Source organism: Nocardia sp. NPDC050718 (assembly GCF_040654235.1).
In the GTDB taxonomy this organism is placed as follows: Bacteria; Actinomycetota; Actinomycetes; order Mycobacteriales; family Mycobacteriaceae; genus Nocardia.
This window is the reverse complement of the sequence record NZ_JBFAHQ010000001.1, coordinates 1,914,937-1,941,026: the sequence shown is the minus strand read 5'-3', so window position 1 is coordinate 1,941,026 and position 26,090 is coordinate 1,914,937. Positions and strand designations below refer to the sequence as shown.

The 26,090-nt window shown below is 71.2% G+C and carries 22 protein-coding genes; 13 read left to right on the top strand and 9 right to left on the bottom strand.

Annotation, left to right across the window (positions count from 1 at the left end; translation table 11 throughout):
• Positions 1–29: 29 nt before the first annotated feature.
• Positions 30–1,121 (top strand): ABC transporter substrate-binding protein, encoded by a 1,092-nt coding sequence (locus AB0H54_RS08835; RefSeq protein WP_357343919.1) that lies wholly within the window; start codon positions 30–32, stop codon positions 1,119–1,121.
• 97 nt (positions 1,122–1,218) lie between these two features.
• Positions 1,219–2,127, top strand: a complete 909-nt coding sequence (locus AB0H54_RS08830; protein WP_357343917.1) for a dioxygenase — start codon at positions 1,219–1,221, stop codon at positions 2,125–2,127.
• Positions 2,128–2,308: 181 nt separating this feature from the next.
• On the opposite strand, the gene AB0H54_RS08825 is transcribed toward AB0H54_RS08830, so the two are convergent.
• Entirely contained in the window at positions 2,309–2,878 is a 570-nt protein-coding gene (locus AB0H54_RS08825; RefSeq protein ID WP_357343915.1) for a TetR/AcrR family transcriptional regulator, read from the bottom strand.
• Between the two features lie 110 nt (positions 2,879–2,988).
• On the opposite strand from AB0H54_RS08825, the gene AB0H54_RS08820 reads away from it, so the two are divergent.
• Positions 2,989–3,426 (top strand): hypothetical protein, encoded by a 438-nt coding sequence (locus tag AB0H54_RS08820; protein WP_357343914.1) that lies wholly within the window; start codon positions 2,989–2,991, stop codon positions 3,424–3,426.
• Positions 3,427–3,486: 60 nt separating this feature from the next.
• Complete coding sequence (locus tag AB0H54_RS08815; protein WP_357343912.1) at positions 3,487–3,855, top strand: hypothetical protein; 369 nt, start codon at positions 3,487–3,489, stop codon at positions 3,853–3,855.
• 11 nt (positions 3,856–3,866) lie between these two features.
• Here AB0H54_RS08815 and AB0H54_RS08810 read toward each other — a convergent pair whose 3' ends face one another.
• A complete protein-coding gene (locus tag AB0H54_RS08810) occupies positions 3,867–4,547 on the bottom strand; it encodes a TetR/AcrR family transcriptional regulator (RefSeq protein WP_357343910.1) in 681 nt (226 codons plus the stop codon).
• A 95-nt stretch (positions 4,548–4,642) separates the two neighbouring features.
• On the opposite strand from AB0H54_RS08810, the gene AB0H54_RS08805 reads away from it, so the two are divergent.
• Both AB0H54_RS08805 and AB0H54_RS08800 read left to right on the top strand, forming a co-directional pair.
• On the top strand, positions 4,643–5,920 hold the full coding sequence (locus AB0H54_RS08805) for a lipase family protein (RefSeq protein ID WP_357343908.1): 1,278 nt from the start codon (positions 4,643–4,645) through the stop codon (positions 5,918–5,920).
• Positions 5,921–5,957: 37 nt separating this feature from the next.
• Complete coding sequence (locus AB0H54_RS08800; RefSeq protein ID WP_357343906.1) at positions 5,958–7,514, top strand: AMP-binding protein; 1,557 nt, start codon at positions 5,958–5,960, stop codon at positions 7,512–7,514.
• A gap of 40 nt (positions 7,515–7,554) precedes the next feature.
• On the opposite strand, the gene AB0H54_RS08795 is transcribed toward AB0H54_RS08800, so the two are convergent.
• Positions 7,555–13,347, bottom strand: coding sequence for an amino acid adenylation domain-containing protein (locus tag AB0H54_RS08795; RefSeq protein WP_357343904.1), 5,793 nt, complete (start codon positions 13,345–13,347; stop codon positions 7,555–7,557).
• 154 nt (positions 13,348–13,501) lie between these two features.
• Between AB0H54_RS08795 and AB0H54_RS08790 the strand changes: the two genes are divergently transcribed.
• Complete coding sequence (locus AB0H54_RS08790) at positions 13,502–13,882, top strand: hypothetical protein (RefSeq protein ID WP_357343902.1); 381 nt, start codon at positions 13,502–13,504, stop codon at positions 13,880–13,882.
• A gap of 1 nt (position 13,883) precedes the next feature.
• On the opposite strand, the gene AB0H54_RS08785 is transcribed toward AB0H54_RS08790, so the two are convergent.
• Together AB0H54_RS08785 and AB0H54_RS08780 are read right to left on the bottom strand one after the other, a co-directional pair.
• Entirely contained in the window at positions 13,884–15,041 is a 1,158-nt protein-coding gene (locus tag AB0H54_RS08785; protein WP_357343900.1) for an epoxide hydrolase family protein, read from the bottom strand.
• Between the two features lie 82 nt (positions 15,042–15,123).
• On the bottom strand, positions 15,124–15,819 hold the full coding sequence (locus AB0H54_RS08780; RefSeq protein ID WP_357343898.1) for an alpha/beta hydrolase: 696 nt from the start codon (positions 15,817–15,819) through the stop codon (positions 15,124–15,126).
• Between the two features lie 110 nt (positions 15,820–15,929).
• Here AB0H54_RS08780 and AB0H54_RS08775 point away from each other — a divergent pair, with 110 nt between their 5' ends.
• A complete protein-coding gene (locus AB0H54_RS08775; protein ID WP_357343896.1) occupies positions 15,930–16,889 on the top strand; it encodes an AraC family transcriptional regulator in 960 nt (319 codons plus the stop codon).
• Between the two features lie 59 nt (positions 16,890–16,948).
• On the opposite strand, the gene nrdF is transcribed toward AB0H54_RS08775, so the two are convergent.
• On the bottom strand, positions 16,949–17,911 hold the full coding sequence (gene nrdF / locus AB0H54_RS08770; protein ID WP_019048442.1) for a class 1b ribonucleoside-diphosphate reductase subunit beta: 963 nt from the start codon (positions 17,909–17,911) through the stop codon (positions 16,949–16,951).
• Positions 17,912–18,388: 477 nt separating this feature from the next.
• Between nrdF and AB0H54_RS08765 the strand changes: the two genes are divergently transcribed.
• Positions 18,389–19,339, top strand: a complete 951-nt coding sequence (locus AB0H54_RS08765) for a hypothetical protein (protein WP_357343894.1) — start codon at positions 18,389–18,391, stop codon at positions 19,337–19,339.
• Between the two features lie 126 nt (positions 19,340–19,465).
• The gene (locus tag AB0H54_RS08760; protein ID WP_357343892.1) at positions 19,466–20,446 is read left to right on the top strand and encodes a peptidase; all 981 of its coding nucleotides are present in this window, start codon (positions 19,466–19,468) and stop codon (positions 20,444–20,446) included.
• Positions 20,447–20,456: 10 nt separating this feature from the next.
• On the opposite strand, the gene mgtE is transcribed toward AB0H54_RS08760, so the two are convergent.
• Positions 20,457–21,914, bottom strand: coding sequence for a magnesium transporter (mgtE, locus tag AB0H54_RS08755; RefSeq protein WP_357343890.1), 1,458 nt, complete (start codon positions 21,912–21,914; stop codon positions 20,457–20,459).
• A gap of 355 nt (positions 21,915–22,269) precedes the next feature.
• On the bottom strand, positions 22,270–22,851 hold the full coding sequence (locus AB0H54_RS08750; protein ID WP_357343888.1) for a TetR/AcrR family transcriptional regulator: 582 nt from the start codon (positions 22,849–22,851) through the stop codon (positions 22,270–22,272).
• An 80-nt stretch (positions 22,852–22,931) separates the two neighbouring features.
• Here AB0H54_RS08750 and AB0H54_RS08745 point away from each other — a divergent pair, with 80 nt between their 5' ends.
• Positions 22,932–23,618: a DUF899 family protein gene (locus AB0H54_RS08745; RefSeq protein ID WP_357343886.1), complete on the top strand. Its 687-nt coding sequence runs from the start codon at positions 22,932–22,934 to the stop codon at positions 23,616–23,618.
• On the opposite strand, the gene AB0H54_RS08740 is transcribed toward AB0H54_RS08745, so the two are convergent.
• Positions 23,597–24,130 (bottom strand): hypothetical protein, encoded by a 534-nt coding sequence (locus AB0H54_RS08740; protein WP_357343884.1) that lies wholly within the window; start codon positions 24,128–24,130, stop codon positions 23,597–23,599. The two genes, AB0H54_RS08745 and AB0H54_RS08740, sit on opposite strands and share 22 nt — an antisense overlap.
• A 179-nt stretch (positions 24,131–24,309) precedes the next feature.
• Here AB0H54_RS08740 and AB0H54_RS08735 point away from each other — a divergent pair, with 179 nt between their 5' ends.
• A complete protein-coding gene (locus AB0H54_RS08735; protein WP_357343882.1) occupies positions 24,310–25,302 on the top strand; it encodes an LLM class F420-dependent oxidoreductase in 993 nt (330 codons plus the stop codon).
• 127 nt (positions 25,303–25,429) lie between these two features.
• On the top strand, positions 25,430–26,071 hold the full coding sequence (locus AB0H54_RS08730; RefSeq protein ID WP_357343880.1) for a hypothetical protein: 642 nt from the start codon (positions 25,430–25,432) through the stop codon (positions 26,069–26,071).
• Positions 26,072–26,090 lie beyond the last annotated feature (19 nt).

The following is a 26,090-nucleotide window of genomic DNA, read 5'->3' as shown; positions in this document are numbered from 1 at the left end:
CCCGCCCGCCACGCAGTACCCTCGTGCGCATGCCGGTGAGCGCCCGAGTACGCACCCGATTCCGTCGCACCGCCGAGCAGGGCGTTCGCGTCCGCTCGCGTGGCGTCCTCGCCGTCGCCGCGCTGGTGTGCGTCGCCGTGGTCAGCGCGGGCTGCGCGGACAAGCACGACGACGCGAGCACGATCATCCGGACCACCACCAATATCGCCGGTGCCGGTGTCGTCGGCGTGGCCAGGGACACCGCGACCGCGTGCCCGCTGCCCAGCGCTCCCGATCCCGCCGCAGGCGCGACCCGCACCGTCACCCATGCCGCCGGGACCACGCAGGTCCCCGCCGACCCGCAGCGCATCGTGGTGCTCACCAGCTCGGCGCTCGACGCCGCCTGCGCGGTGGGCCTGTGGGAGCGCGTCGCGGGCGCGGTCACCCTCGACGGCGAGCGTTCGCAGCCGATGTACCTCGGCTACGGCGTGCTGAAGGTGCCCAGCGTCGGCCCGATCGGTCAGCCCGACCCGGCGCGCATCGCCGAACTGAAGCCCGACCTGATCCTCGGCGACGTCGCCCCGGCCGGTGGCTACGAGGCGCTGAGCGCGATCGCGCCGACGGTCCTGATCGGGTCCGGCGGCAGCTGGCAGTCCGACTTCGCGGCCTACGCCGCCGGGATGGGCCGCCGCGACGCCGCCGACGCCGCCCTGCGGAACTACCTCACCGAGGCGCGCGACCTGGGCCCCGCGCTCAACGCGAGCCAGTCGCAGGCCTCGGTGCTGCGCTTCACCGCCGACGCCACCCAGGTGCAGGGCAGCGAGACCTTCGCGGCCCAGGTGCTCTCCGATGTCGGCGTGCAGCGCCCGACCGCACAGCGCGGCACCTCCTACGACATCACCACCGCGGAGCTGGCCACCAAGGCCGAGGGCGACATCATCTACGTGATGTTCGACGGCGAGCCGGGCGAGGACCACGGCAGGCGGGTGCTGCGCTCGGACGAGTTCACCGAGCTCGGCGCCTCGACCGATCGGCGCGTGTTCGCCGTCGACGACAGCGTCTGGCACACCACCGGCCTGACCGCCGCCCGCGCGATCCTCACCGACCTGCGCGACAGCCTCAACGGGTACGTCACCGACTGAGCGCCGGGCTCCCAGCGAACGCCCAGCGTCCTCCCAGTTCCGGCGCAGCGCCCGCGCCTACCGTCGTCGAGGACACGGTACGAGCGAAGGAGTAGCGATGGACGACCACGATCTCGGACTCGGGCACGACCTGCGGGTCATGTCGCGACGGCGGATCCTCGGCCTGATCGGCGCCGCTGGCGTGGCGACCGCCGCCGCGGCCTGCGCCTCGGCGACCGATTCGGGCGTCACGGGAACCACCGCCACCACCACCGACTCGGCCACCCCCGCCGCCGCGCCGCAGGAGACGGCGGGCCCGTACCCGGGTGACGGTTCCAACGGACCCAACGTGCTGATCGAATCGGGCGTGGTCCGCTCCGACCTCACCACCAGTTTCGGCGCGTACTCCGGTGTGGCCCAGGGTGTTCCGATGACCCTCACGCTGAACCTGCGCGACCTGACCACGAGCGCGGCGGGCGCGGGCATGGCGGTCTACGTCTGGCATTGCGACCGCGAGGGCCGGTACTCGCTCTACAGCGAGGGCGTCACCGACCAGAACTATCTGCGCGGCGTCCAGGTCGCCGACGACACCGGCACCGTCCGCTTCACCTCGATCTTCCCCGCCTGCTACGCGGGCCGCTGGCCGCACATCCACTTCGAGGTCTACGACGATCTCGCCACCGCCGTGGCCGGCGACAACGCCCGCCTCACCTCCCAGATCGCCCTCCCGCAGGATTCCTGCGAGGCCGTCTTCGCCGCCGACTCCGGCTATTCGGCGAGCATCCGGAACATGTCCGGCGTCTCCCTGTCCTCCGACAACGTCTTCGGCGACGGGTGGGACGCCGAACTCGCCACGGTCACCGGGACCCCGGCCACCACCATGGCTGTCTCCCTCACCGTCGGTGTCGCCGCGAAGTCGCAGAACACCCAGTCCGGCAACGGTTCTCCCGGGATGCCGCCCGGTGGAGGCTCGGCGGGGTCCCCGCCGCCGGGCGGTCAGGGTCCCGGCGGAGCGCCGCCCAGGTAGCCGACACAGGTCTGGACCAGCGCAGACCCGGCCCCGAAGCGGACCTCGGGCAGCGCGGATCCGGGGCAGCGCGAATCCCGGTCAGCGCGAGTCCGGGTCAGCGCGAATCCCGTTCAGCGCGTCTGGCGTTCGGATCTGCGTCGTGGTGGCGCACGGCATCGGGCCGACCATCTCTGTGCCGTCAGTCGAACTGCACCGTCGCGAGCATCTCGCGCGCCAGCACTTCGGGATCCGCCGACGACGCCAGCTCCGACCCGTCGAGCGCCCCTTCCCGCCACAGCGTCGCGAATCCGTGCACCAGCGACCAGGCGGCGAGCCGCGTCGAGCGCTGCCGATCGGGCGACTGCCCGGACTGCAATTCGGCGATCCCCGATCGCAGCGCCGCACCCGACCGCGCGCGGGCGGCGAGCAAGTCCGGGTCGTCCGCGCGCAGCACCTCGCGCCGGTACATGATGTCGAACCGGCCCGGGTTGCTCAGCGCGAAGCGGATATAGGCGACCGCGACCTCCCGCATGTCCTCCCCCGCCGCCACCAATTCCGTTGCCAGCAGGTCGAATCCCTCGATGGCCAGGGCGGTGAACAAGCCTGCCCGGTCGCCGAAGTGGTGCGCGGGGGCGGCGTGCGAGACCCCCGCCCGGCGCGCCAGCGCGCGCAGCGACACCGCCTCGACGCCCTCGGCCGCGATCTGCTCGGCCGCCGAGTCGAGCAGCGCCGCCCGCAGATCCCCGTGGTGATACCCGGTCTTGGTCATGCCTCGATCCTGACGCACAAACTTGTCATTGACAAGTTCGACTTTCGGTGTCAATCTTTCCAGTGTCAAGATTGGCAGCAGACCAGTCGACACCGCTTCGAGGAGTTCCCATGGCCCCCTTCATCGTTCTCACCGTCGTCACCGCCCTGGCCAGGCTGATCGGCCTGCTCACCGACGTGTCCTGGCTGGATTCCTGGCCCCGCGCGATCGCCCTCGGCCTGGCCGCCATGTTCGCCCTCACCGCGAGCGCCCACTTCCTCGAGCCTCGCCGCACCGCCCTGATCGCCATGGTCCCGCCCCGCCTCCCCAACGCGGCCGCCCTGGTCACCCTCACCGGCGTCCTCGAACTGGCAGGCGCCATCGGCCTGCTCATCCCCGCCACCGCCCCCCTGTCCGCCGCCTGCCTGTTCGCCCTGCTCCTGGCCATGTTCCCCGCCAACATCCGCGCCGCCCACGCCGACCTGGGCATCAAATCCATGCCCCTCCCCGCCCGCACCGCCCTCCAGGCCCTGTTCCTCGCAGCCTGCGCAGTGGTGGTACTCGGCTGAGTCTCAGCTCAGCGAGCGTCCGACGGTGCGCAGGACAGTTCCCAGACCACGAGGAGACCGATGAGCAGCATCCCCGTTGAGCCACGACCTCTGACCGACCTCGAATCCGGAATTGTCACCAAGTTGCTGTCAGCCGGCGGCACCGGCGCAGGCGAATACCTGATGCAGATCCCGTACACCCAGGTCGTCGCCACGTGGGGTGTCGGGTCGCCGAGCGTCGACCTCGCTGTGCTGCCGGGGCCTCAACAGGCGGTCGACTCCGCCGATGGGATATTCGCCAACGGAGCCGTCACCGACTCCAACGGGGCTCCCGTCGGCGAGCTCATCCTGTGGGTCGCCAATGGTTGGCTCAGCGGCATCGAGTACGCCTGGTACACCGACGATCGGCCTCGAATCCTGCCGGATCCCGCCCAGATCGAGATTCTCTGAACCAGTCGGCCTCAGTCCGCTGACCGGGCGGCCGCGGCCGCCAGTCCCAAATGGACGATGTCGGTGAATGCGGTGAGGTCGCGGATGAGGGTGTCGATGTCGCCGGTGGTGCCTGCGCCGGTGCTGTGCAGCCAGTCGGCGACGGTGTCGAACAGGCCGCCGATGGTGGAGACGGCGAGGGCGTGCAGGTCGAGGCCGATGCCGGTGGCGGGGACGAAACCGTATTCGCGCCAGAGGGTTTCGAGGAATTGGGCGGCCCAGCGACGGTTGGTGCGGCGCTGCTGTTCGACCTTGGCGGAGATGCCGCTGGCCTCGCCGAAGGTGACCTGGGCGACGCGCGGGTCGTCGACGAGGGAGTGGGCGAAGGCGGCGAGGACGACCGACACCACCTCGTCGCGACCGCCGGCGCACTCGGCCAGCGCCGTGGCGACCTCGGCCTGGGCGCGTTCGCTGAGCTGCTGGAGCAGCGCGAGATAGCAGGACTCCTTGCTGTCGAACAGCTCGTAGAAGGCCTTGTTGCCGACGAAGGCGGTCTGGCAGATCTGCTCGATCGCGGTGTTGACGTAGCCCTCGGCGGCGATGAGTTCGAACGCGGCGGCCAGGATCTGCTCGCGCCTGCGGGCGCGGCGTTGCTCGGCGTCCAGCCCCTGGATGCGCCGGGAACGAACTGGACTCTTCTCGGTCGACGTCACGCAGCTCAGCCTACCGATCGCGCAATATGAACAAGAACTCTTGTTCCTAACAAGAGAACCTGCTGTAATCGGGATCACCTACCGAAGGAGATGCCATGCAGCGCAGCACGGCCACCCACCGATCCCGGCGCCTCGGCGTGCCCGCCCTGCTGGCCGTCGTGCTGGCGATGACCGCGAGTCCCGCCGGGGCCGAGGATTTCCAGCTCCCCCCGCTGCCGAACGAGGCACAGGTCTATCCGGCGGTCGTGCCACTGCCGACCCCGCAGCAGGACCCCTGGTACGCCGATCCGGCCGATATCGCGGCCTACGCCAACGGCGACGTGATCCGCAGCCGGATCGTGCAGACCTACGCGCTCGGCATCCCGGTCCCGGTGCACACCACCCAGCTCCTGTTCCGCAGCACCGACGCCCGCGACAACCCGATCACCACCGCGACCACCGTGCTGATGCCCGGCATCCCCTGGCTGGGTCCCGGTGCGCGCCCGCTGATCTCGTATCAGGAGGCGATCGACAGCCTCGGCCAGCAGTGCAATCCCTCGTACACGCTGCGCGCGGGCATCCAGAAGGAGGTCGCGCTGATCGGCCAGTTCCTGGCGGCGGGCGCGGCGGTGGTGGTCACCGATTTCGACGGCAAGCGCAACACGATCATGTCCCCGAGCGAGGGCCGGATGGTGCTCGACGGCATCCGGGCGGCCCAGCGCGGCGGCCTCGGTCTGGAGGCGTCACCGGTGGGCCTGTGGGGGTACTCCGGCGGCGGCAACTCCTCCGCGTCGGCGGCCGAGCAGCACCGCGGCTACGCGCCCGAGCTCGCGCTGCGGGCCAGCGCGCAGGGCGGCATCCCCGGCGACAAGGTCGCGATCGCGCCGTTCGCCATCTCCGGCGCCCAGCCGCAGGCCAACTTCACCGGCTGGCTGGCCATTCTTGGTCTGGCGCGCGAATATCCCGAGTTCGACCAGGCCTTGCAGACCTATCTCACGCCCGAGGGCAAGCAGGTCGCGCGCGATCTCGAGGACCGCTGCCTCTACACCGCGGTCGGCTCCACGCTGCTGCGCCCGGTCGCCGACTATCTGACCGATCCGGCCGCCGCGCTGGCCGCCGCGCACGAGGGGCTCGCCGCGGCGAGCTTCGGCCGTCCCGAGAACACCCCGGACATCCCGCTGCTCATGTGGCATTCGACCACCGACCAGCTGCTGCCCGCCGAACTCGCCATCGACCGCATCGCCGCCGACTACTGCGCGCGCGGGGTGAACATGCGCATGTTCCGGGTGCCGATGTCGGAGCACATCAGCGCCGAGATCGTGCCCGAGCTCGGCACCGTCGCCTGGCTGCTTGCGGTGACCGCGGGCGCCGATCCCGGGCCGACGCTGTGCTGATCCGGCCCGATACCGCCCGCCGACAAGGAGTTTCGCGATGACCTGGACGCACACCGTAGCCACCACGGCGCGGCAGCTGCACGCCATGCAGCGCGCCGGACTGATCGACCTGCGGCGCCCCGACCGGCTCGTCCGGACGGCCCGCGCGATGCGCACCTACGGCCCGATCGCCGGCGGCATCCTCACCTCGGCCCGTCGCGCGCCCGACCGGATCGCGCTCGTCGACGGCGCCCACCGGATCAGCTACGGCGAACTCGACCGGCGGACCGACGCGATCGCGGGCCGCTGGCACGCGGCGGGGATCACCGCCGACGACACCATCGGCGTGCTCTGCCCCGACGGCCGGCGCCTGGTCGAAACCATGGCCGCCGCGGGCAAGCTCGGCGCCCGGCTGGTGCTGCTCAACACCGGGTTCGGCGCGGCGCAGCTGCGCGATGTGCTGGCCAGGGAGCAGGTCGCGGCACTGGTTCTCGACCCGAGCCTGGCCGCGCTCGCCGAGACCATCGCCGACGGCGTCATCCGGCTCGACACCGAAGGCCCCGACACCGGGGACCGTGCGCCCGTCCCGGCCGAGCAGGGCGGATTCGTCCTGCTCACCGGCGGCACCACCGGGACACCCAAGGGCGCTCCGCGCCGGGTCGAATCGCCTTTGGCCGGTGCGCAATTCGTCGACCGGGTGCCGCTGCGGCGCGGACAGACGGTGCTGCTGTGCGCGCCGCTGTTCCACGGCACCGCGCTCTCGCAGTTCATCCTGTCGCTGAATCTGGGGTCGACGATCGTGCTGCACGGCAGGTTCGACGCCCGCCGCGCCCTGGACCAGCTCGCCGAGCATCACGCCGACATGGTCGTACTCGTCCCGACCATGCTGCGCCGCATCCTCGATCTGGGCCCGGAGGCGTTGTCCGCCACCGATACCGGTGCATTGCGGATCGTGTTCACCGCCGGTGCCGCGCTCCCGTCGGCCCTGGGGACCAGGGCGATCGAGGTCTTCGGCCCGGTGATCTACAACTTCTACGGCTGCACCGAGACCGGCACCGCCACCATCGCCACGCCGCGGGATTGGCTGGCCGCGCCGGGCACGGTCGGCCGGGCGCCGGTCGGGATCACGGTGGCGCTCTACGACGGCGACACCCTGGTCACCACGCCGGGTGCGGTCGGCACGGTCCACGTCGGCAACTCGATCGCCTTCCACGGGTACTCCGGCGGCGGTTCCAAACAGCTGCGCGGCGGGTTGATGAGCACCGGCGACCTCGGCCACTTCGACGCCGAGGGCAGGCTCTTCATCGACGGCCGCGACGACGACATGATCGTCTCCGGCGGCGAGAACGTCTTCCCCGGCGAGATCGAGGACCTGCTCTACCGGCACCCGGCGGTCACCGAGGCCGCGGTGGTCGGGGTGCCGGACGAGGAGTTCGGGCAGCGGCTGGCGGCGTTCGTCGTCCGCGCGGGCGAGCTCGACGCCGAGTCCGTCCGGACCTATGTGAAGTCCCACCTGGCCCGGTTCAAAGCGCCCCGCGACGTGGTGTTCGTCGACGAACTCCCGCGCACACCGACCGGCAAGATCGACCGGATCGGCTTGGCGGCGCTGCGCTGACGCGGTGGCGGCGGCGAGGGGTCGCCGCCACCGGCCGGGCTCACGCGCGATCGAGCGCTGCGGCCAGCGCGGGTCCGATGGTGGTCAGGGCGCGCGCTCCGGTGATGTCCCAGTGGGTGGCGTCGACCGCGATATCGCGGATGACGCCGCCGATGTGGTCACGCCACGCCCCGGCGGCCCGCCCCGCGCCGCGATCGTCGCGGCCCGCGGTGAAGAACAGCAGGTCGCCGTCGAAGACGCGGGCCCGGTGCGCCGCGCCGATGACTTGGGCGTGCAGGATGCCCGCGAAGATCCGGTGCACCCGATCGGCGGTCAGTTCCGTGAACGGTCCCGGCAGCTCGGCGACCAGCGCGACGGCGTCGTCGGGCGTGAATTCGTCCACCGGCGTAGCGAGTTCGTGGTCGGTGCCGAACTGGCCGAGCAGATCCCCGACCGTCACCGGCGTCTCGCTGCGATAGCCGACCTCCCCGACGAAGGAGTCGAGCATGGCCAGGACCGTCACCCGCTCCCCCAGCTCCTGCAACCGCACCGCCATGGCGTGGGCGATCACGCCGCCCACGCACCAGCCCAGCAGCCGGTACGGTCCGTGCGGCTGGACCGCCCTGATCCGGGTCACATAGTCCTCGGCCAGCGCGTCGAGCGACTCCGGCGGCGCGGTGTCCTCGGCGATCGCCGGCGCTTGCAGCCCGTAGACCGGGCAGTCGAGTTCACCGGTCAGCCCGGCGAAGCTCCAGGCCAGCCCCACCACCGGGTGGACGCAGAACAGCGGCGCGCCGCTGCCATGACGGCGCAGGGCGAGCATCGGCGTCAGCATCGAGTCGTCGGTGCCCGCCGTATCCTCGGTGATGCGGCGCGCCAGCCCGGCCGGGGTGGGGTCGGTGAACAGCCAGAGCAGGGCGACCTCGGTGGCCAGTTCGGCCCGCAGGCGCGCGACCAGGCGGGTCGCGACCATCGAGTTGCCGCCGAGGTCGAAGAACGAGTCGTCGGCCCCGACCCGGTCGCGGCCGAGCAACTCGGCGAAGACGGCGGCGACGCGGGGTTCGACGGCGCCCGCCGGGGCACGGTAGGCGGCGGAACCGAACGCCGGGCTCGGCAGTGCCGCGAGGTCGAGCTTGCCGTTCGGCGTCAGCGGCAGACTCGCGATGACGACGACCGCCGCCGGAATCTGGTACTCCGGCAGCCGATCCCGCAGCTGCGCGCGGACCTCGACCCCGTCGATCCGCCCGCCACCACCGGGCACAACGTAGCCGATCAACTGTCGTCCGGTCGCCGGATCGGCACGCTCGACGACGACGGCGGCGGCGATGCCGGGGCATTCCAGCAGCGCCACTTCGATTTCGGCGGGCTCGATGCGGTACCCGCGGATCTTCACCTGCCGATCCGCGCGACCGAAATGCTCGAGCGTGCCCTCGCGGGTCCAGCGGGCGAGGTCGCCGGAGCGGTACAGGACACCGCCCGCCGCAGCGGGATTGGCGACGAAGCGGGTGGCGGTGAGACCGGGGCGGTGCAGGTAGCCGCGGGTCACCTGGGTACCGCCGACATAGATCTCGCCGATGACGCCGGTCGGCACGGGCCGCAGCCGGTCGTCGAGGACGTGCACGGTGAGACCGTCGAGCGGTCGGCCGACCGGACTGCCCGCGCGGTCGTGACCACCGTCGGTGCGGGTCGCGTGGGTGACGTGCACCGTGGTCTCGGTGATACCGAACATATTGACCAGTAGCGGTCCGTCCGCGCCGTGCCGATCGCGCCACGCGACGAGCCTGCCCGGGTCGAGCGCCTCGCCGCCGAACACGATGCGCCGCAGGGACAGTGGCGCACCGGTGGCGCGGGCGTCGGCGTCGTCCAGACCGGCGAAGGCCGACGGTGTCTGCCCGAGGATCGAGACCTGCTCGCGCACCAGGAGTTCCCGCAGGTGCTCGGGCGAGCGCGCGGTGTCCTGATCGACCACGACGAGCGCCGCGCCGGTGGTGAGCGCACCCCACAGCTCCCACACCGAGAAGTCGAAAGCCGTCGAATGGAACAGCGCCCAGACATCGGTCGATCGAGTGGACAGCACCCGCCGGGTCCGGTCGAGCAGGGCGACGACCTGGCGATGTTCCACCGCAACGCCTTTCGGCGCCCCGGTCGTCCCGGAGGTGTAGATCACGTAGGCGAGGTTCGCCGCCTGGATCATGCCGTCCGTCCGGGCGGAGAGCGGACCTGCCACCCCGTCGCGCCGCGGATCGGTCGGCCGCCGATCGCCGACGGGCGCTGCCTCGACCGTCGAACGAGCCGAGAGTTCCTGTGCGGCACGGATCTCCGCGAGGGTATCCGTGCCGGGCGCTGGGTGCGCGGCGCTGGACTCGACGCCCTGGACGACCAACCCCTCGGTGATCACACACACCGGGCGCGCATCGGCCACCAGATAGTCGATCCGCTCGCGCGGGTTCCCGGGGTCGATGGGAACGTAGGCCGCGCCACAGCGCACCACGGCGACAATCGCCACCACCAGCTCGGCCGACCGCGGCACGACCACCGCGACCCGCTGCTCCGGCCCCGCACCGTGCGCGACGAGTTCCCGTGCCAGGTCCGCGCTGCGGTCGTCGAGATCCTGATAGGTGAGGGTGGTCGTCCCCGCGCGCACGGCCACCGCGCGCCGATGCCGATGCGCGGCGACGTCGAACAGATCGCGCAGCGTGCGATGGTCGGCGCGGGGTGCGGCGGGCGCCTCGGCCGGCTCGACCAGCGCGATGTCGCCGACCGTGCGGGCCGGATCGGCGGCGACCGCGCGGGCGACGCGCTCGATCGTCTCGGTGAACCGCGCGATGGTGTCGCGATCGAACAGATCGGTCGCGTAGGTGAGGGTCAGCCGCAGGGTGTCGGCCGCCGGATCCGACATCGTCAGCTGGAGATCGAACTTCGCCGGTGTCGCGGTGGGCTCGACCGGTTCGACGACGAGCCCGCCGAGATCGGCCGCGATCGGCTCGACCCGCGTCTCGGCGGTGAGCACCACCTGGAACACCGGGTGATGCGCCCGGGTCCGCGGTGGATCGAGCGCCTCGACGACCCGCTCGAACCCGATGTCGGCGTTGGCGAGCGCGCCCAGGTCGATGTCGCGGACCCGGGTCAGCAGGGTCGCGAAGGACTGCGCGAGATCGACGGTCGTGCGCAACGCCACCATGGCGACGAACATGCCGACGAGATCGTCCAGTTCGGGGCCGCCGCGCCCGGCCACCGGGGTGCCGACGACGATATCGGCGCCCGCGCCCGAGCGGGCCAGCGCGACCGCGAGCACGGCGTGCACCACCATGAACTGGGTCGCGCCGTGCGCCACCGCGATCCGGCGCAGGGCGGCGGTGAGCTCGGCGTCGAGCGTGCGGTCCAGGACGGCGCCGCGCCCGGACGCCACCGGCGGATGCGGGCGGTCGACCGGCAGGGGCAATCGGGGAGCCAGGCCGGACAGCCGTGCCCGCCAGTACCGCAGCTGACTGTCGAAGGTCGCCGCACCGGCGGGGTCGGCGAGCCATTCCTGGTGTGCCAGTGCGTAGTCGGCGTAGTCGACCGGCAGCGGCGCGAGCTCCGGCGCCCGATACCGCAGCCGAGCGGCGTAGGCGTCGAGCAGATCCCGCAGCAGCGGACCGAGCGACCAGCCGTCGGCGCTGATGTGGTGCACGACGACGGCCAGGACGTGCTCCCGATCGTCCAGCGCGAAGAGCCGGGTGCGCAGCGGCGGATCGACGGTGAGATCGAATCCGGCCGTGCCGAATTCGGCCACCACGTCCGCGAGTTCCGCGGGCCGCACCGGCACCGGCCGGAGCGCGGTACGCGCGTGTTCGACGGGTACGACGTGCTGGACGCCGACCCCGTCGCGATCGGGATAGCGGGTACGCAGCGGTTCGTGCCGGGCGACGACATCGTCGAGGGCGGCGCGCAGCGCGTCGATCGACAGCGGTCCGCGCAGCCGCACCGTCAGCGCGATGTTGTCCGCCGGCGACCGGTGGTCGATCCGGTTGAGCACCCACAGACGCTGCTGGGCGGGCGCCAACGGCAGCGACGCGGGCCGGGCCCGCCGGGTCACCGGCGGTCGCGCTGCCGCCTGCGCCAGCTGCCGGACCGCGACGGCGAGCCGGGCCACGGTCGGCGCGTCGAACACGGTGCGCACCGGGATCTGCTTGCCGGTCGCCGCGCCGACGCGCGCCCCGAGCTGGGCGGCGAGCAGCGAGTTCCCGCCCAGCGCGAAGAAATCGTCTTGGGCGGCCACCGATTCCACCCCCAGCAGCCCTGCCATCACCGTGCCGATCAGCCGCTCGATCGAATCCGTCGGCGCCGCGCCGCCCTGGGAGGCGAACACCGGCGCGGGCAGCGCGGCCCGGTCGACCTTGCCCACCGGGGTCAACGGCAGCTCGTCGAGGACGATCACGGTCGCGGGGACCGCGTGTGCCGCGAGCCTGCTCCGCGCGAAGGTCAGCAGCGCGCCGGTATCGACGGCCCGGCCCGGCTCGGCGGTCACATAGCTCACCGGCACCCGCGCCCCCGCCGGGGTTTCCCACCCGGTCGTGATCGCCGAGCGCACCGCGTCGTGCCCGGTGAGGACGGCGTCGATCTCGCCCGGTTCCACCCGGACGCCGAGCACCTTGAGTTGGAAGTCGGTGCGGCCGAGGAACTCCAGGGCCGCCGCGTCGCCGCGGTGCGCGCGGACCAGGTCGCCCGTGCGGTACATCCGCGCGCCTGCCGGGCCGAAGGGATCGGCCACGAAACGCATCGCTGACGTCGCGGGCCTGCGCCGGTACCCACGCGCGACACCGGGCCCGGCCAGATACAGCTCGCCGGGCTCGCCCGGTGACACCGGACGCAGCCGCTCGTCCAGAATCCGCGCCGACCAGCCGTCGAACGCCGCACCGAGCAGCACCGGCTCGCCCGCGAACAGTGTTGCCGCCGTGACGAAGACGGTCGTCTCGGTCGGCCCGTAGGCGTTGACGTAGACGCGCCCCGGCGCCCAGCGCGCCACCAGTGCCGGGTCCGAGACGTCCCCGCCGACCACCAGCCCGCGCAGCGTCACGTGGCGGGCCGCGTCGAGAGTCGCCAGCACCCCGGGCGTCAGCACCGCGTGGGTGACCGCGCGCGCGGCGACGAGCTCGTCGAGTTCGCCGCCACCGGCGATCTCCGGGGGCACGATGATCGCCGTCGCGCCGTGGGTGAACGTCAGCATCAGCTCGAGCACGAAGAGATCGAAACCCGGTGAGCTGACCTGCAGGACGCGCGCCCGCTCGAGCGAGCCCAGCCGCGCCGACACCGCCGCGACCAGTGTCGCGAGCCCGCGGTGCGTCACCGCGACGGACTTCGGCGCCCCGGTCGACCCGGAGGTGTAGAGGACATAGGCGAGCTGGTCGAGATACGTCGGCGCGACCCGGTCGGCCTCGGTGAGCGGGGCCGGATCGTGCCGCGCGCACCGCTGCGCGAGGTCGGGATCGTCGAGCACCAGCCAGGTGATCCACGTCGGCAGGTCGGCGACCATCGACCGGGTGGTGATGCCGATCGTGGCCGCGGCATCGGCCAGCAGATAGCGGCGCCGGGCCTGCGGCTGCCGCAGGTCGATCGGCAGGACGGCCGCGCCGGTCGCGGCCACCGCCCACACCGCGCGCACCAGCTCCGCCGAACGCGGCAGCGCCAGCACCACCACGGACTCCGGCCCCACCGCGTGCGCGATCAGCTCGCGGGCGAGCCGATGCGCCGCCCCGGACAGCTCCGCGTAGGTCCAGCTCGCACCACCACCGTCGACGACGGCGATCCCCGCGCCCGCGCCGCCGCGATCGAGGATGTCACCGAGGATGGCCTGCTGTCCGATCGCGGTCATGCTCCGATTAGATCGGCAACCACGCGGATCGGAAAAGCCCGATTTCCATGGGCAAACCGCAGGTAGCAGCGCGATTGCTATCATGGCCGGCACTGATCCATGACGTCGCGCCGTTCGGCGCCGTTGCTCCGTCGCCGCAGTACGAGGAGAAGACATGGCACAGGATTCTGACAACGCCGCCGATCTGGACCTGCCGTGGGCGCCGCGCGACCATCCGTGGAACGGGCATCGGGCCGAGCACGACGCGCTCGAATGGGCCAAGGGCGATCCGCGGAAGCTGGCGAGCATCTACCTGTACCGGCAGCCCGGCGGGAACCCGGCGACCGAGGCCGACTACAAGTTCCCGGTCGCCGACATCATCGACGGGCAACCCACCCGCGTCTTCCACGCCGTCACCAACGCCGCGGCCCGGCTCGGCCAGGCCGACCTCCCCGAGGCCGACCGCACCCGGGTCGAGCACCGGATCTCCCAGCTCTACCTGGACGCGGCGAAGGCCTTCGACGACCCGGACCTGCGGGCGCCCTGGGACCGCTGAGTCAGCGCAGACCGCGGAAGAACGCGCGGATATCGCCGACCAGCAGGTCCGGCGCCTCCATCGCCGCGAAATGCCCGCCCCGGTCGAACTCCGACCAGTGCACGATCCGCGCGTTGCCCTCGGCGTAGCGGCGGATCGCGACGTCCTCGGCGAACACCGCGACACCCGTCGGCGCGACCGACGGGGTGGTCGGCCAGGACGCGGTGTGCGTCGCCTCGTAGTACAGGGCGGCCGAGGAACCCGCGGTGCCGGTGAGCCAGTAGAGCATCACATTGGTGAGCAGCCGATCGCGGCGCACGGCCGCCTCCGGGAGGCCGTCGGCCGGGAACGTCCACTCCTTGAACTTCTCCACGATCCACGCGAGCTGACCGATCGGTGAGTCGTGCAGGCCGTAGGCGAGGGTCTGCGGACGGGACGCCTGGATCCGGAAGTAGCCGTTGCCCTCACCTTTGAACAGCGCGAGCCGGTCGAGCCTGGCCAGTTCGGCCGCGGTCATCGTCGCCTTGTCCGCGTCGGTGACCGGCCCGAACGGCAGGAAGCCGACGGTCGCGGCATTGACGTGCACGCCGATCACCCGGTCACCGCCCGCCCGCCCGACCTCGGGCGTGATGAACGCGCCCCAGTCGCCGCCCTGGGCGCCGAACCGCTCGTAGCCGAGCCGGTCCATCAGCTCCACCCAGGCGGCGGCGATCCTGGCCGGGTTCCAGCCGGTGTCGGACACCGGACCGGAGAAGCCGTAGCCGGGCAGCGACGGGATCACCAGGTGGAAGGCGTCGGCCGGATCGCCGCCGTGCGCGCCCGGATCGGTGAGCGGCCCGATCACGTCGAGGAATTCGACGATCGACCCCGGCCAGCCGTGCGTGAGCAGCAGCGGCGTCGCGTCGGGCCGCGCCGACCGCACGTGCAGGAAGTGGATGCGCTGGCCGTCGATCTCGGTGGTGAACTGTGGGAAGGCGTTCAGTTCCGCCTCGGCCGCGCGCCAGTCGTAGTCGGTGCGCCAGTATTCGGCCAGCTCCCGCAGGTACGCGACCGGAACGCCGCGGCTCCACTCGGCGCCGGGCTGCTGGGCGGGCCAGCGCGCGTCGGTCAGCCTGCGACGCAGGTCGTCCAGCTCGCTCTGGGCGATGTCGATCCGGAACGGGGTGATCGCGTTGCTCATACCAGCGACGCTACGGACGAATCCCGAGCACGGGAACCTGCGACGCCGCCCGCCGGTGAAAACAGCGGGCGGCGTAGCGGATTCAGCTCGCGACGGCGGCGGCCGCGGTGTCGATCAGGTCGACGATCGCCCCCGGCTGCGAGGCCAGCGACGCGTGACTCGCGGCGAGTTCGACGACCTCGCGCGGGTTCATCCGCTCGGCCATCCGCCGCTCGTTGTCCGGGTGGATCATCCGGTCCTCGGTGGACACCTGGTACCAGGTGGGCTTGACCTTCCAGGCGGGCGCGGTGACGGTGTCACCGAAGGTCGACCCGAGCGGCGCCTTCTGCGTCACCGCCATCACCAGCGCCTCCTCGGCGGTCAGGTCCTGGCAGAAGCTCTCGTGGAACTTGTCCTGCGCGATCCACAGATAGCCGTCCGAATCCGGCGCGATGTTCGCGAACGCGGCGGGCGGGTGCTGCTCGCTGATCGCACCTGGGCTCTCCCCCGTGTCGGGCGCGAAGGCCGCGACGTAGACCAGTCCGGCGACATTGGGCAGGTCACCGGCCTCGGTGATCACCGCACCGCCGTAGGAGTGGCCGACCAGCAGCACCGGGCCGTCGACCTGGGCCACCATCTTCCTGGTCCGCTCGGCGTCGTCGGCGAGCGAGGTGAGCGGATTCTCCACCGCGTGCAACGCCGGATAACCGCGCCGGTTCAGTTCCACGATCACCTTCGCCCAGTGCGCGGCGCCACCCCAGAAACCATGAACCAGAACAACTGTCGGCTTGGCAGCCATGAGATGCCTTTCTCTCGGTCGGGTTCTCGGCGGCCGGATCGTCCGGTGCGTCGCCGGACGATTGACGCGACGAGCAGGATCCACGATATTTGGATGATGAGGCAAATACCATGACCGATGGACCGGGAAAATTTGCCGATCGACCAGGCGCCGCCGATCCCCTCGCGCCCGATACCGAGCTGGACGCCCTCTCGGACATCCTGCACACTGTCCGGTTACGCGGTGATCGCCTCGTCCGCTGCGCGCCGCCGGCGCCGTTCGCGATCGCGATTCCGGCCGGTCTCCGGCTCCTGCACATCGCCGAACGCGGCGAGCTCGAGCTGCGCGTCGACGACCGCTCGTTCACCCTGCGCGAGGGCGACATGGCTCTGCTCGCCCGCGGCGATCGGCACGTGCTCGGCGCGGGCACCCCGGCGCTCGCCGAACGCGGCCTCACCACCGCCGACACGTTCCGCAGGGTCGGCGACCTGGCCGATCCGGCGGCGCCACGCTGGGTCACCGGCACCTTCGAGGTCGAGGAGGTGATCGCCGACCCGCTGCTGTCGGTGCTGCCCGCCGTGGTGCTGATCCGGGCAGGCGCCGAGCGTGACTGGCTGACCCTGAGCCTGCACCTGCTCGTCGTCGAAGTCAGCGACGCCAGACCCGGTGCGGGCGTGATGATCTCGCGCATCCTGGACCTGCTGTTCATCCACGCGCTGCGCACCTGGTCGGCCGCCGACGACACCGCGCCCGGCTGGCTGACCGCAGCCCTCGACCCGGCCTTCGGCCCGGTCCTCACCGCGATCCACAACCGCCCGGACCACCCGTGGCAGGTCGCCGAGCTGGCGGCGCTGGCCCGGCTCTCACGCTCGGCCTTCACCGACCGGTTCACCCGGCTGCTCGGGCAGTCGCCCGGCGCCTACGTCACCGACCGGCGCCTCGAACACGCCGCGCATCTGCTCGGCTCGACCGCGCAACCGGTCGGCCGGATCGCGGGCGCGGTCGGCTATCACTCCGAGGCCGCGTTCAACCGCGCCTTCCACCGCCGCTACGGCATGCCGCCACTGCGCTGGCGCAAGCGCGCGCACTGACGGAAGCGGCGGCGCACCCGAGCAGGTGCGCCGCCGCCGTCGTCAGTGCGGGGGTTCGCTCAGAACTCCCAGTCCTCGTCCTCGGTGTTGACCGCCTTGCCGATGACGTAGCTGGAACCCGAGCCGGAGAAGAAGTCGTGGTTCTCGTCGGCGTTGGGCGAGAGCGCCGACAGGATCGCCGGGTTCACCTCGCACTCGTCCTTCGGGAACAGGCCCTCGTAGCCGAGGTTCATCAGCGCCTTGTTCGCGTTGTAGCGCAGGAACTTCTTGACGTCCTCGGTCAGCCCGACCTCGTCGTAGAGGTCCTGGGTGTAGTCGACCTCGTTGTCGTAGAGCTCGAAGAGCAGCTCGAAGGTGTAGTTCTTGAGCTCGTCGCGCTCGGCCTGGGAGACCAGCTCCAGGCCCTTCTGGTACTTGTAGCCGATGTAGTAGCCGTGCACGGCCTCGTCGCGGATGATCAGGCGGATCATGTCGGCGGTGTTGGTGAGCTTGGCCCGCGAGGACCAGTGCATCGGCAGGTAGAAGCCGGAGTAGAACAGGAAGCTCTCCAGCAGCGTGGAGGCGACCTTGCGCTTGAGCGGGTCCTCGCCGTTGTAGTACGACAGGACGATCTCGGCCTTGCGCTGCAGGTTGCGGTTCTCCTCCGACCAGCGGAACGCCTCGTCGATCTCCTTCGACGAGCACAGGGTGGAGAAGATGGAGCTGTAGCTCTTGGCGTGCACCGACTCCATGAACGCGATGTTGGTGTACACCGCCTCCTCGTGCGGGGTGAGCGCGTCGGGGATGAGCGAGACCGCGCCGACGGTGCCCTGGATGGTGTCCAGCAGCGTCAGGCCGGTGAAGACCCGCATGGTGAGCTGCTTCTCGTCGGGGGTCAGGGTGTTCCAGGACGGGATGTCGTTGGACACCGGCACCTTCTCCGGCAGCCAGAAGTTGCCGGTCAGGCGATCCCAGACCTCGGCGTCCTTCTCATCGGGCACCCGATTCCAGTTGATGGCGCTTACCCGATCGATGAGCTTCATTCCGCCTCCGCACCTTTCTGCCTCCACCGTTGACCCGCACCGCCGCCGTGCACGAGCTCGTTCACCCTGAACACTACTCGTAGTGGGTGACAACTCCCGTGAGCACAACAGCTTGTGTTGCGGCGCGCCGAACCCGACCACTGCGACCGGACACCCGCGCCACACACGCGGCCCCTATTGTGCGGCACGACCGCCGCCGCGCCACCATCGCATCACCCGTGATCCGCCACCGGCATGCGGCCGCGACCCGCCCTGTGAATCCGGCCACTCGCCGTGCTTTGCATTCTCCCCGGGCACCCGGCAAACTGCGGCTGGTAGGTCCTCGGCACGGGCGCGCGATCACGACAGGGGGATCCACCATGCTACGTCGGCCACTCGGCATCGTCGTCCCGAAAACCGTTCCGGCCGTGGCAGAACCGCGCGCTCGACGACGAGACATCCTGAGCCACACCGCCGAACCGTTCCGGGAGGACTGACGTGCGCCGACTGGTCCCGCTCATCGCCGTGGCCCTGACCCTGCTCGCGTGCCAGCGGACGCAGGCGCCGGACACCATGCCGACCGGCGGATTCTGGTCCACCGCGGCGGTTTCCGATCAGGAGAAGGCGGCGGTGCTGCGGAAGGTGCGGGCGATCGACGCGTGCGCGCTGATCCCGCGCGCGGCGGTGGCCGCGCTGGGGACGGTGCGGGACGTGGAGAACGTGCACCCGAACCAGTGCCGGATGGGGATCGCGGTCGACGGGCACCTCACCGGCATCGACGCGACCTGGACCACCGGGGTGATGTTCTCCGGCGAGCCAACCATGGACGCCCCGGTGACCGAGCAGGCCATGGGCGATGTGCGGGTCCTCTTCGACGACGAGCCCTCCGGTTCGGCCGACCCCCAGGTGCGCGGCAGCTGCCAGGTGTGGGCGCGCTTCGTCGCGGGCGCCGATCTGTCGATGAGCGTGCGCGCGCCGAAGGACGCGTGCACCACCGCGGAGGCGCTCATGCGGATCGCGCTGACCACGTGGCGCACCGACCCGGCACAGGGCAGCTCCCCCGATTCGGATCGGACGGTGGTCACCGGGGCCGATCCGTGCGCGGTCGCGCCGCTGCTCGGGGTCCGGGTGCCGGTCACCGATCAGGCCGTCACCACGTGCAGGCTGACCATCGACGGGCACCAGGCGATCATCACCTACGACTACAACGAGGAACGCTCGATCACCGACGACACCCCGGCCTTCGCGGTGGGCGCGCGGCAGGTCTACCGGTTCGACGCGCCCGCGGCGCAGTCCGGTATCGCCTCGCTGACCGCGATCGTCGGCCCCGCCATGGCGGCCGGGCCCACCGACGCCCTGCTCGGCCCGCGCGTTCCCACGGTCTCGGTCACCGCCGATTCGGGCGCCGCCGAACAGATCATGCGCGAGACCCTGCCGCTGCTGCGCTGAGACGGGCGCGGTCACAACGTTCTGGGAACGACCGGCGCGAGATGTTTGCGACCTGGTTGCCCCGGCGGGCAGACTCGATGGTCGGGCGCGTGTCCGAGCCCGGCTCCGTCGAGGACAGGGGTGCTGATGGACCGCAGGATGGCGCTGGCCGCTGCCGCGTTGCTCGTCTGTGCCGGATGCGGCGACGACGAGGGTTCGGCACCCGACTACCACACCTTGCCGCCGCCACCGGCCCCCGTGATGCCCGCCCCGCCACCGGAGTTCTGGTCGCAGGTGCCGCAGGATCAGGCCGGGCGCGACGCGGTGGCCCAGGCGACGCGCCAGGTCGACGTCTGCGCCGTGCTGCCCCGCGAGGCGCTGGCACCGCTCGGCGAGGTCACCGGCGTCACCGTCGGCCTGGACTCGTGCCGGGCGATCCTGGGCAGCGCCACCTCCGGTGCGGGCACCACCCTCACCTGGCACGCCACCCTGCTCCCCGGCCTGACGCCGGGCGGCCGGGGCGTCACCAAGCAGCTCGGCGACGTCACCGTGCGCCTGGTCCCCGACCGCGACGCGGGCGAGCCCCGCTCGTGCGGCGCGACCGCGCACTTCCCGGCCGGCGCCGCGTTCTATCTCGGCCTGTCCACGCCGCCGGGCCGGAATCCGTGCACGGTCGCCGATGAGCTGGTCCCCGGCATGATCGACCGCTGGCGGCAGTCACCACCCCAGGGCACCTCCCCCGACACGGTCCCGACCGTGCTGCTCGGCGCCGACCCGTGCGCGGTCCGCACGAAACTCGCCGACACGGTCCCCGACGACGAACAGCGCCTGACCCAGTGCCTGTTCGGCTACCGCGGCGAGAAGATCACCGTCGGCTACGAGTACCGCGTCCCCGCCTACCTGGCCGCCAACAGCACCGAGGAACACATCGACGGCCGCGTCGTGCACCGCTCGGTCTCGGTCTACGACAACCGGATTCCGATCTACACCGCCGCCGTCGGCCCCGAGCTCCCGGCCGAATCCACCGCCTTCGGCCGCCGAATCCCCATCGTGGAAGTCGTCGCCGCCACCGACGACGTCGCCAGGGACGTCATGTCCCGCGCCCTCACCCTGTTCCCCCAGAGCTGACCGGTCCGCCTCAGATGCCGAGGACGAGCTTGGCGGTGGTGAAGTAGATGATCAGGCCGGTGGCGTCGACCAGGGTGGTGACCATCGGCGCCGAGACGACGGCGGGATCGATCCGGAACTTCTTGGCCAGCAACGGCATCGTGCCGCCGATGGTGGCGGCCCAGCCGCAGATGATGACCAGGGTGATGGCGACGACGACGGCGATCTTCGGGCCGACGAAGAGCGTGCCGATCAGCAGGCCCGCCGCGGCGAGCATGCTGCCGAGCACCAGGCCGACCCGGCATTCCCGCCAGATCACCTTGAACAGGTCCGAGACCCGCACCTCGCCGACGGCCAGGGCGCGCACGCACGCCGTCGCCGCCTGCGCGCCCGCGTTGCCGCCCGCGCCGATCAGCAGCGGGATGAAAAGCGCCAGGCTGGCCGCCTGCTCGAGCGTGGTGGAGAAGACGTCGGTGACGCTGACGGTCAGGGTGGCCGCGAACAGCAGCAGCATCAGCCACAGCGCCCGGTAGCGCGCCAGCTGGAACACCTTGGCGGCCATGTAGTGGCCCTCCCACGGTGCCGAACCGGCCTGCTTGGCCACGTCCTCGCTGTCGGCGGCCTCGAGCACCTCCATCGCGTCGTCGATGGTGAGCAGCCCGACCACCCGGTCCTCGCTGTCGACGACGACCAGGTTGATGTCGTTGGTGGAGCTCATCAGGCGCGCGGCCTTCTCGGCGGAGTCGGTGGCCCGCGCGAACGCCGGTTCGGTGACGACGAGTTCGGACACCATCGCGTCCGGCGCGTGCAGCACCAGCTCGCGCAGCTCGACGATGCCGGTGAGCCGGCGCCCACAGTCGACGACCGGCAGCGTGTACACCGTCTCGGCGTTGCCGCCCTTGGCCCGAACCCAGGACAGCGCCTGCGCGACGGTCAGATTGTCCGGCAGCGCAACGACTTCCGGCGTCATGTACTGGCCGACCGAGCCCTCCGGGTAGCCGAGCAGCGCGGCGGTCATCCGGCGCTCGCGCGGGCTCAGCCCGGCCAGCACCTTCTTGGCCACCTTGGCCGGCGCCTCGTGCAGCATGCGGGCGCGGTCGTCGGGGTCCATCGCCTCGACCAGATCGCGAAAGCTCTTCTCGCGCAGGCCCTGCAGGATCTGCTGCTGGTCGACCGGCTCCAGTTCCTCGAAGACGGTGATCGCGCGGTCCTTGTCGAGCAGCCGGAACACGACACCGGCCTGCACGGCGTCCATCCGGGCCAGCGCGTCGGCGATGACGTGCGGCGGGCGGTTGTCGAGCCACTCCATGGCGCCGTCGACCCGGTGGGTCTCGACGAGGTGGCGCACCGATTCCGACAGGATCTCCAGCGCCTCGGTCACCGAGTGGTCGTCGGTGCCGGACGGCCGGTGCTGCTGCGGCGAATCCGCTTCCGGCACAGCGGAATCGGCGGGTACGTGACGTGCTTCGACGAGGTCGATCTGCGACATGGGAGAGTCCTCTGGCGCGACAGCGCGCATGCTCGCGGCCCGGCCGCGGGGATGCTACGAAAGTGGATCGGGAGACGGTGTTGCCCACCGCGGGCGTCCACCACCACGGCTGTCACGCACAGCCGAACCAGATCGGCCGAGAATCAGCGAGAGAGCGAAGGGGCGACGCCGCGCGGCCTTCGACTGGGGGGTTCGCTGCGCATCGCAACACCACCTCCTCGTCGTCGCTGCAGGCCATCGCCGCTGCAGATCGCTTGGAGTACCCACCCGGGCACACCCTTCCACCTGCAGGGTACATGCGGAGCCCAGACGTTTCATCTTTACACTGACGTACCACTGGTCACAGTGACCTCGATCACACTTCTCGGGGCAGTCCGGCCACGATGGTGTCGACCGCCCGCTCGGCGAGGTCCCACAGCTCGGCGCGGTCGAGATGACGCAGCGGCCCGCGCAGCGCGAGCTCGGCGAAGCCGTGCACGGTGGACCAGCAACTCCAGGTCGCGGCCGGACGTGCCGCGGGCGCCAGATCGCCGATGTGGACCATCATGTCGAGCGCGTCGGCGAGGGCGAGGTAGGCGGGCGAGTCGCGCACCGACTCCGGCGAGGTGTCGCCCGCACCGAAGAAGGCGACGGCGAACCAGCCCGGCTCGGTCAGCGCGAAGGCGATATAGCCGAGACCGACCGCGCGCAGGCTGTCGCGCGGGGTGGCCGGGCTCCGGTCGGTGGCCATGCCGGTCGCCATCGCGGCCTCGATCGCCGCCGACACCGCGCGCAGCAGCGCCTGCCGGTCGGGAAAGTGCCGGTAGGCGGCATTCGGGGTGACCCCGACCCGGCGGGTGACCTCGCGGATCGTCAGCGCGTCGGGGCCACCGGCCCTGGTGAGCTCCAGCCCGGCCGCGACCAGCGCGGCGGCGAGATCGCCGTGGTGATAGGCCAACCCTTGAGCTCCCTCCGATCGAAGTGTACGGTGTGAACATATCAAATGTGCACGCCGTACACATTCAGAGGAGTTGCCTCATGACCGCTTTGCCGACCATCGTCGATCGCGACACCTGGCAGGCCGAACTCGACGAGCTCCGGATCAGGGAGAAGGCCGCGACGCGCGAACTCGACGCCGTCGCCGCGCAACGGCGCAGGCTGCCCGCCGTCGAGCTGCCCCCGTACACGCTGAAAGCCGAAGACGGGAGCGATGTTTCGCTCGCCGAGGTCTTCGACGGGAAGTCCCAGCTGATCACCTACCACCACATGTGGACCGACGGGAACACCTGGCAGTGCCCGGGCTGCACCGGCCTCACCGCGCAGTACGCCCGGCTGGATTTCCTCGCCGCCTACGACGCGCGCTTCGTCATCGTGACCCAGGGGCCGATCGAGGAGGCCCTGGCCTACAAGCGTCGCGTCGGCAACACGATGACCTGGTACTCCACCCACGACAGCCCGTTCGGCGCCGATATGGGCGCGGGTCCGGGCGCCGGTTTCGCGGTGAACACCTTCCTGCGCGACAGCGACACCGTCTACCGCAGCTGGCACACCGACGGGCGCGGCACCGAACAGCTCGCCTACACCTTCGGCCTGATCGACGCGCTCCCCTACGGCAGGCAGGAGGAATGGCAGGACAGCCCCGAGGGCTGGCCGCAGTCGCCGACCTACAGCCGCTGGCCCAGCTCCAAGGACATCGCCGCCGCCTACGGCGACCCGAACGCCTGACCGGCCGCGTCGAGATCGGCGCCGATCAGCCGCTCGACCGCGGGCCAGTCGGGCGTGTGGCACAGCCAGTCCGGCGCTGGGTCGGACTGCGCGCCGAACAGGTACAGCCGCGGCACGAGTCCGCGCAGCGCGCGGTGCACGTCGACGCGGTCGTCGATCATGTGGGTGATGCCCAATTCCGCACAGTGCGGCGCCTTGTCGGCGCGGGTGCGGCAGAACCGCAGGTGCTCGCGCGGGATGCCGGTGCGGGCGGCGAAGTCGTGGTGATCGAGCCACTGCCTGGTGCGTTCCTCGATCCGCGGGCCGCACTTGGAGATCACCCAGGCCCGGCCGCCGAAGCGGCTGACCAGGCGGGCCAGCACCGCGAAGGCGTGCGGGGTGGGTGGGGTACTCATCGCCTCGGCGAAGCCGCCGGACAGGAAGACCGTGTCCGCGGCGCCCGGCGCGAGTGCCGCCCCCTGGATGACCCGGCCGAAGTCCACGCCGAGGCGCGGTTGTCGCATATCGTTCATACGGGTTCCAGCATGCCCGCCGGCGACGGTCACGCCAAGCGAATAACCGCCGGTCCAGGATTCAGCGCGCCGAGCGTTCAATAGTTGCCTCGGTGCGCGGCAGTGGGAAAAGTGGGCAGGGCAGCCGCGGTGCGAGGCGCCGCGACCTTCGGCTCGATCAACACACTGAGGAGAATCACGTGCGGTTCGGCATCTTCGTCCCCCAGGGCTGGCGGCTCGACCTGGTCGGTATCGAACCGGCGGACCAGTGGGCGGTGATGCGTGAGCTCGCCCAGCGGTTCGACACCGGCACCGAGTGGGAATCGATCTGGGTCTACGACCACTTCCACACCGTGCCGGTGCCGACCAACGAGGCCACCCACGAGGCGTGGACGCTGATGTCGGCGTTCGCGGCCAGCACCACCCGCGTGCGGCTCGGCCAGATGTGTACCGCCATGAGCTACCGCAACCCCGCCTACCTGGCCAAGGTGGCCGCCACCGTCGACCTGATCTCCGGCGGCCGGGTGGAGATGGGCATCGGCGGCGGCTGGTACGAACACGAGTGGCGCGCTTACGGTTACGGCTTCCCGTCGGCCGGTGAGCGGCTCGGGCGCCTCGACGAGGGCGTGCAGATCTTCCGGCAGGCCTGGCGGACCGGGCGAGCCACCCTCGACGGCAGGTACTACCAGGTCGACGACGCGATCGTGCACCCGAAGCCGTTGCAGGAGAACGGCATTCCGATCTGGATCGCGGGCGGCGGCGAGAAGAAGACGCTCCGGATCGCCGCGAAGTACGCCGACTACACCAACTTCAGCGGCGATCCGGCCGAGTTCACCCGCAAGTCGGAGATCCTGCGGCAGCACTGCGCCGAGGTCGGCACCGATTTCGGCGCGATCACCCGCAGCTCCAACTTCAACGCCATCGTCGGCAGCACCGAATCCGAAGTCCAGGAACGCCTCTCCGCCGTCATCGACCGCTACACCCCGTTCCTCGGCGCCGACGAGGCCAAGGCCCGCGTGCACGAACAGTTCGACACCAGCGCCGCCGTCGGCACCCCCGAACAGATCGTCGAACGCCTCACCGCCGTCAAAGATCTCGGCCTCGACTACGCCATCGTCAACTTCCCCGAAGCCGCCTACGACACCTCCGGCATCGAACTCTTCGAACGAGAGGTCATTCCGGCACTGCGCTGATCGGAAGCACCGGGCGCGCCCGAATCAACCGCCCGCGGTGGCTCTTTCATCGTCTGCACCCGTCGACCGGCGACGTAGGATCCCTTCCGGGCCTGCCCTTCGGCAGGTCGGGAAGGGGACTCCGACGATGAGCGGCAATCTGCCCATCGAATTACTGGCGGCGAGCTCGACCACACTGGGCACCGCCTACGCGGCCGCGCTCCAGCTCCTCGACGCACGGCGCTCACGACATCGCATCCAGCAGCTCAGCACGGCGGTCACCGAGGACGGCGTGGAGCCCGAAACGGAGGCCGACTGGCTGGAGGCGGCCGCGCGCGAGCGTTCAGCGCTCGATATCGAGCACCATCACAGCGCGCTCCAGCAACAGCGCCTCGCCACCATCGCCTCGCTGGCGTGCGGCATCATCGCCATCGGGGTCGTGATGTACGGGCTGATCGGCGACGATCCGGGCGATCCGAACGGACTGGCCACCGTGGCGGCGGGACTGCTCCCCGGCGCAGCCAGCGCACTGCTGTTCTGGCAGTCTCGTGGCGCCAGCGCCCGCGCCGACAAGTTCGCCGAGCGCATCGCCACCACCGCCGCCCGCGCCGAAGCGCTACGCCACGCGGGCTCGATCCTCGACACCCGCTCCCGCGACCGCTTCGCCACCGCCGTCCTGCTCAGCACCGCGTTCCCCGAACTCACCGGACGCGAGATCTGGCGCATGGCCGAGAGCAGCGCTCCGGCGGACCGACCGGAGCAGCAGCCTGCCGCACCGCTGTGTCCTTGACCACATCCCGACAGGCCCG

Excerpts from the sequence above, each read along its gene's own strand:
- AB0H54_RS08835 (WP_357343919.1), top strand. The coding sequence starts at position 30 with ATGCCGGTGAGCGCCCGAGTACGCACCCGATTCCGTCGCACCGCCGAG.
- AB0H54_RS08830 (WP_357343917.1), top strand. The coding sequence starts at position 1,219 with ATGGACGACCACGATCTCGGACTCGGGCACGACCTGCGGGTCATGTCG.
- AB0H54_RS08825 (WP_357343915.1), bottom strand. The coding sequence starts at position 2,878 with ATGACCAAGACCGGGTATCACCACGGGGATCTGCGGGCGGCGCTGCTC.
- AB0H54_RS08820 (WP_357343914.1), top strand. The coding sequence starts at position 2,989 with ATGGCCCCCTTCATCGTTCTCACCGTCGTCACCGCCCTGGCCAGGCTG.
- AB0H54_RS08815 (WP_357343912.1), top strand. The coding sequence starts at position 3,487 with ATGAGCAGCATCCCCGTTGAGCCACGACCTCTGACCGACCTCGAATCC.
- AB0H54_RS08805 (WP_357343908.1), top strand. The coding sequence starts at position 4,643 with ATGCAGCGCAGCACGGCCACCCACCGATCCCGGCGCCTCGGCGTGCCC.
- AB0H54_RS08800 (WP_357343906.1), top strand. The coding sequence starts at position 5,958 with ATGACCTGGACGCACACCGTAGCCACCACGGCGCGGCAGCTGCACGCC.
- AB0H54_RS08795 (WP_357343904.1), bottom strand. The coding sequence starts at position 13,347 with ATGACCGCGATCGGACAGCAGGCCATCCTCGGTGACATCCTCGATCGC.
- AB0H54_RS08790 (WP_357343902.1), top strand. The coding sequence starts at position 13,502 with ATGGCACAGGATTCTGACAACGCCGCCGATCTGGACCTGCCGTGGGCG.
- AB0H54_RS08785 (WP_357343900.1), bottom strand. The coding sequence starts at position 15,041 with ATGAGCAACGCGATCACCCCGTTCCGGATCGACATCGCCCAGAGCGAG.
- AB0H54_RS08780 (WP_357343898.1), bottom strand. The coding sequence starts at position 15,819 with ATGGCTGCCAAGCCGACAGTTGTTCTGGTTCATGGTTTCTGGGGTGGC.
- AB0H54_RS08775 (WP_357343896.1), top strand. The coding sequence starts at position 15,930 with ATGACCGATGGACCGGGAAAATTTGCCGATCGACCAGGCGCCGCCGAT.
- nrdF (WP_019048442.1), bottom strand. The coding sequence starts at position 17,911 with ATGAAGCTCATCGATCGGGTAAGCGCCATCAACTGGAATCGGGTGCCC.
- AB0H54_RS08760 (WP_357343892.1), top strand. The coding sequence starts at position 19,466 with ATGGACCGCAGGATGGCGCTGGCCGCTGCCGCGTTGCTCGTCTGTGCC.
- mgtE (WP_357343890.1), bottom strand. The coding sequence starts at position 21,914 with ATGTCGCAGATCGACCTCGTCGAAGCACGTCACGTACCCGCCGATTCC.
- AB0H54_RS08745 (WP_357343886.1), top strand. The coding sequence starts at position 22,932 with ATGACCGCTTTGCCGACCATCGTCGATCGCGACACCTGGCAGGCCGAA.
- AB0H54_RS08740 (WP_357343884.1), bottom strand. The coding sequence starts at position 24,130 with ATGAACGATATGCGACAACCGCGCCTCGGCGTGGACTTCGGCCGGGTC.
- AB0H54_RS08730 (WP_357343880.1), top strand. The coding sequence starts at position 25,430 with ATGAGCGGCAATCTGCCCATCGAATTACTGGCGGCGAGCTCGACCACA.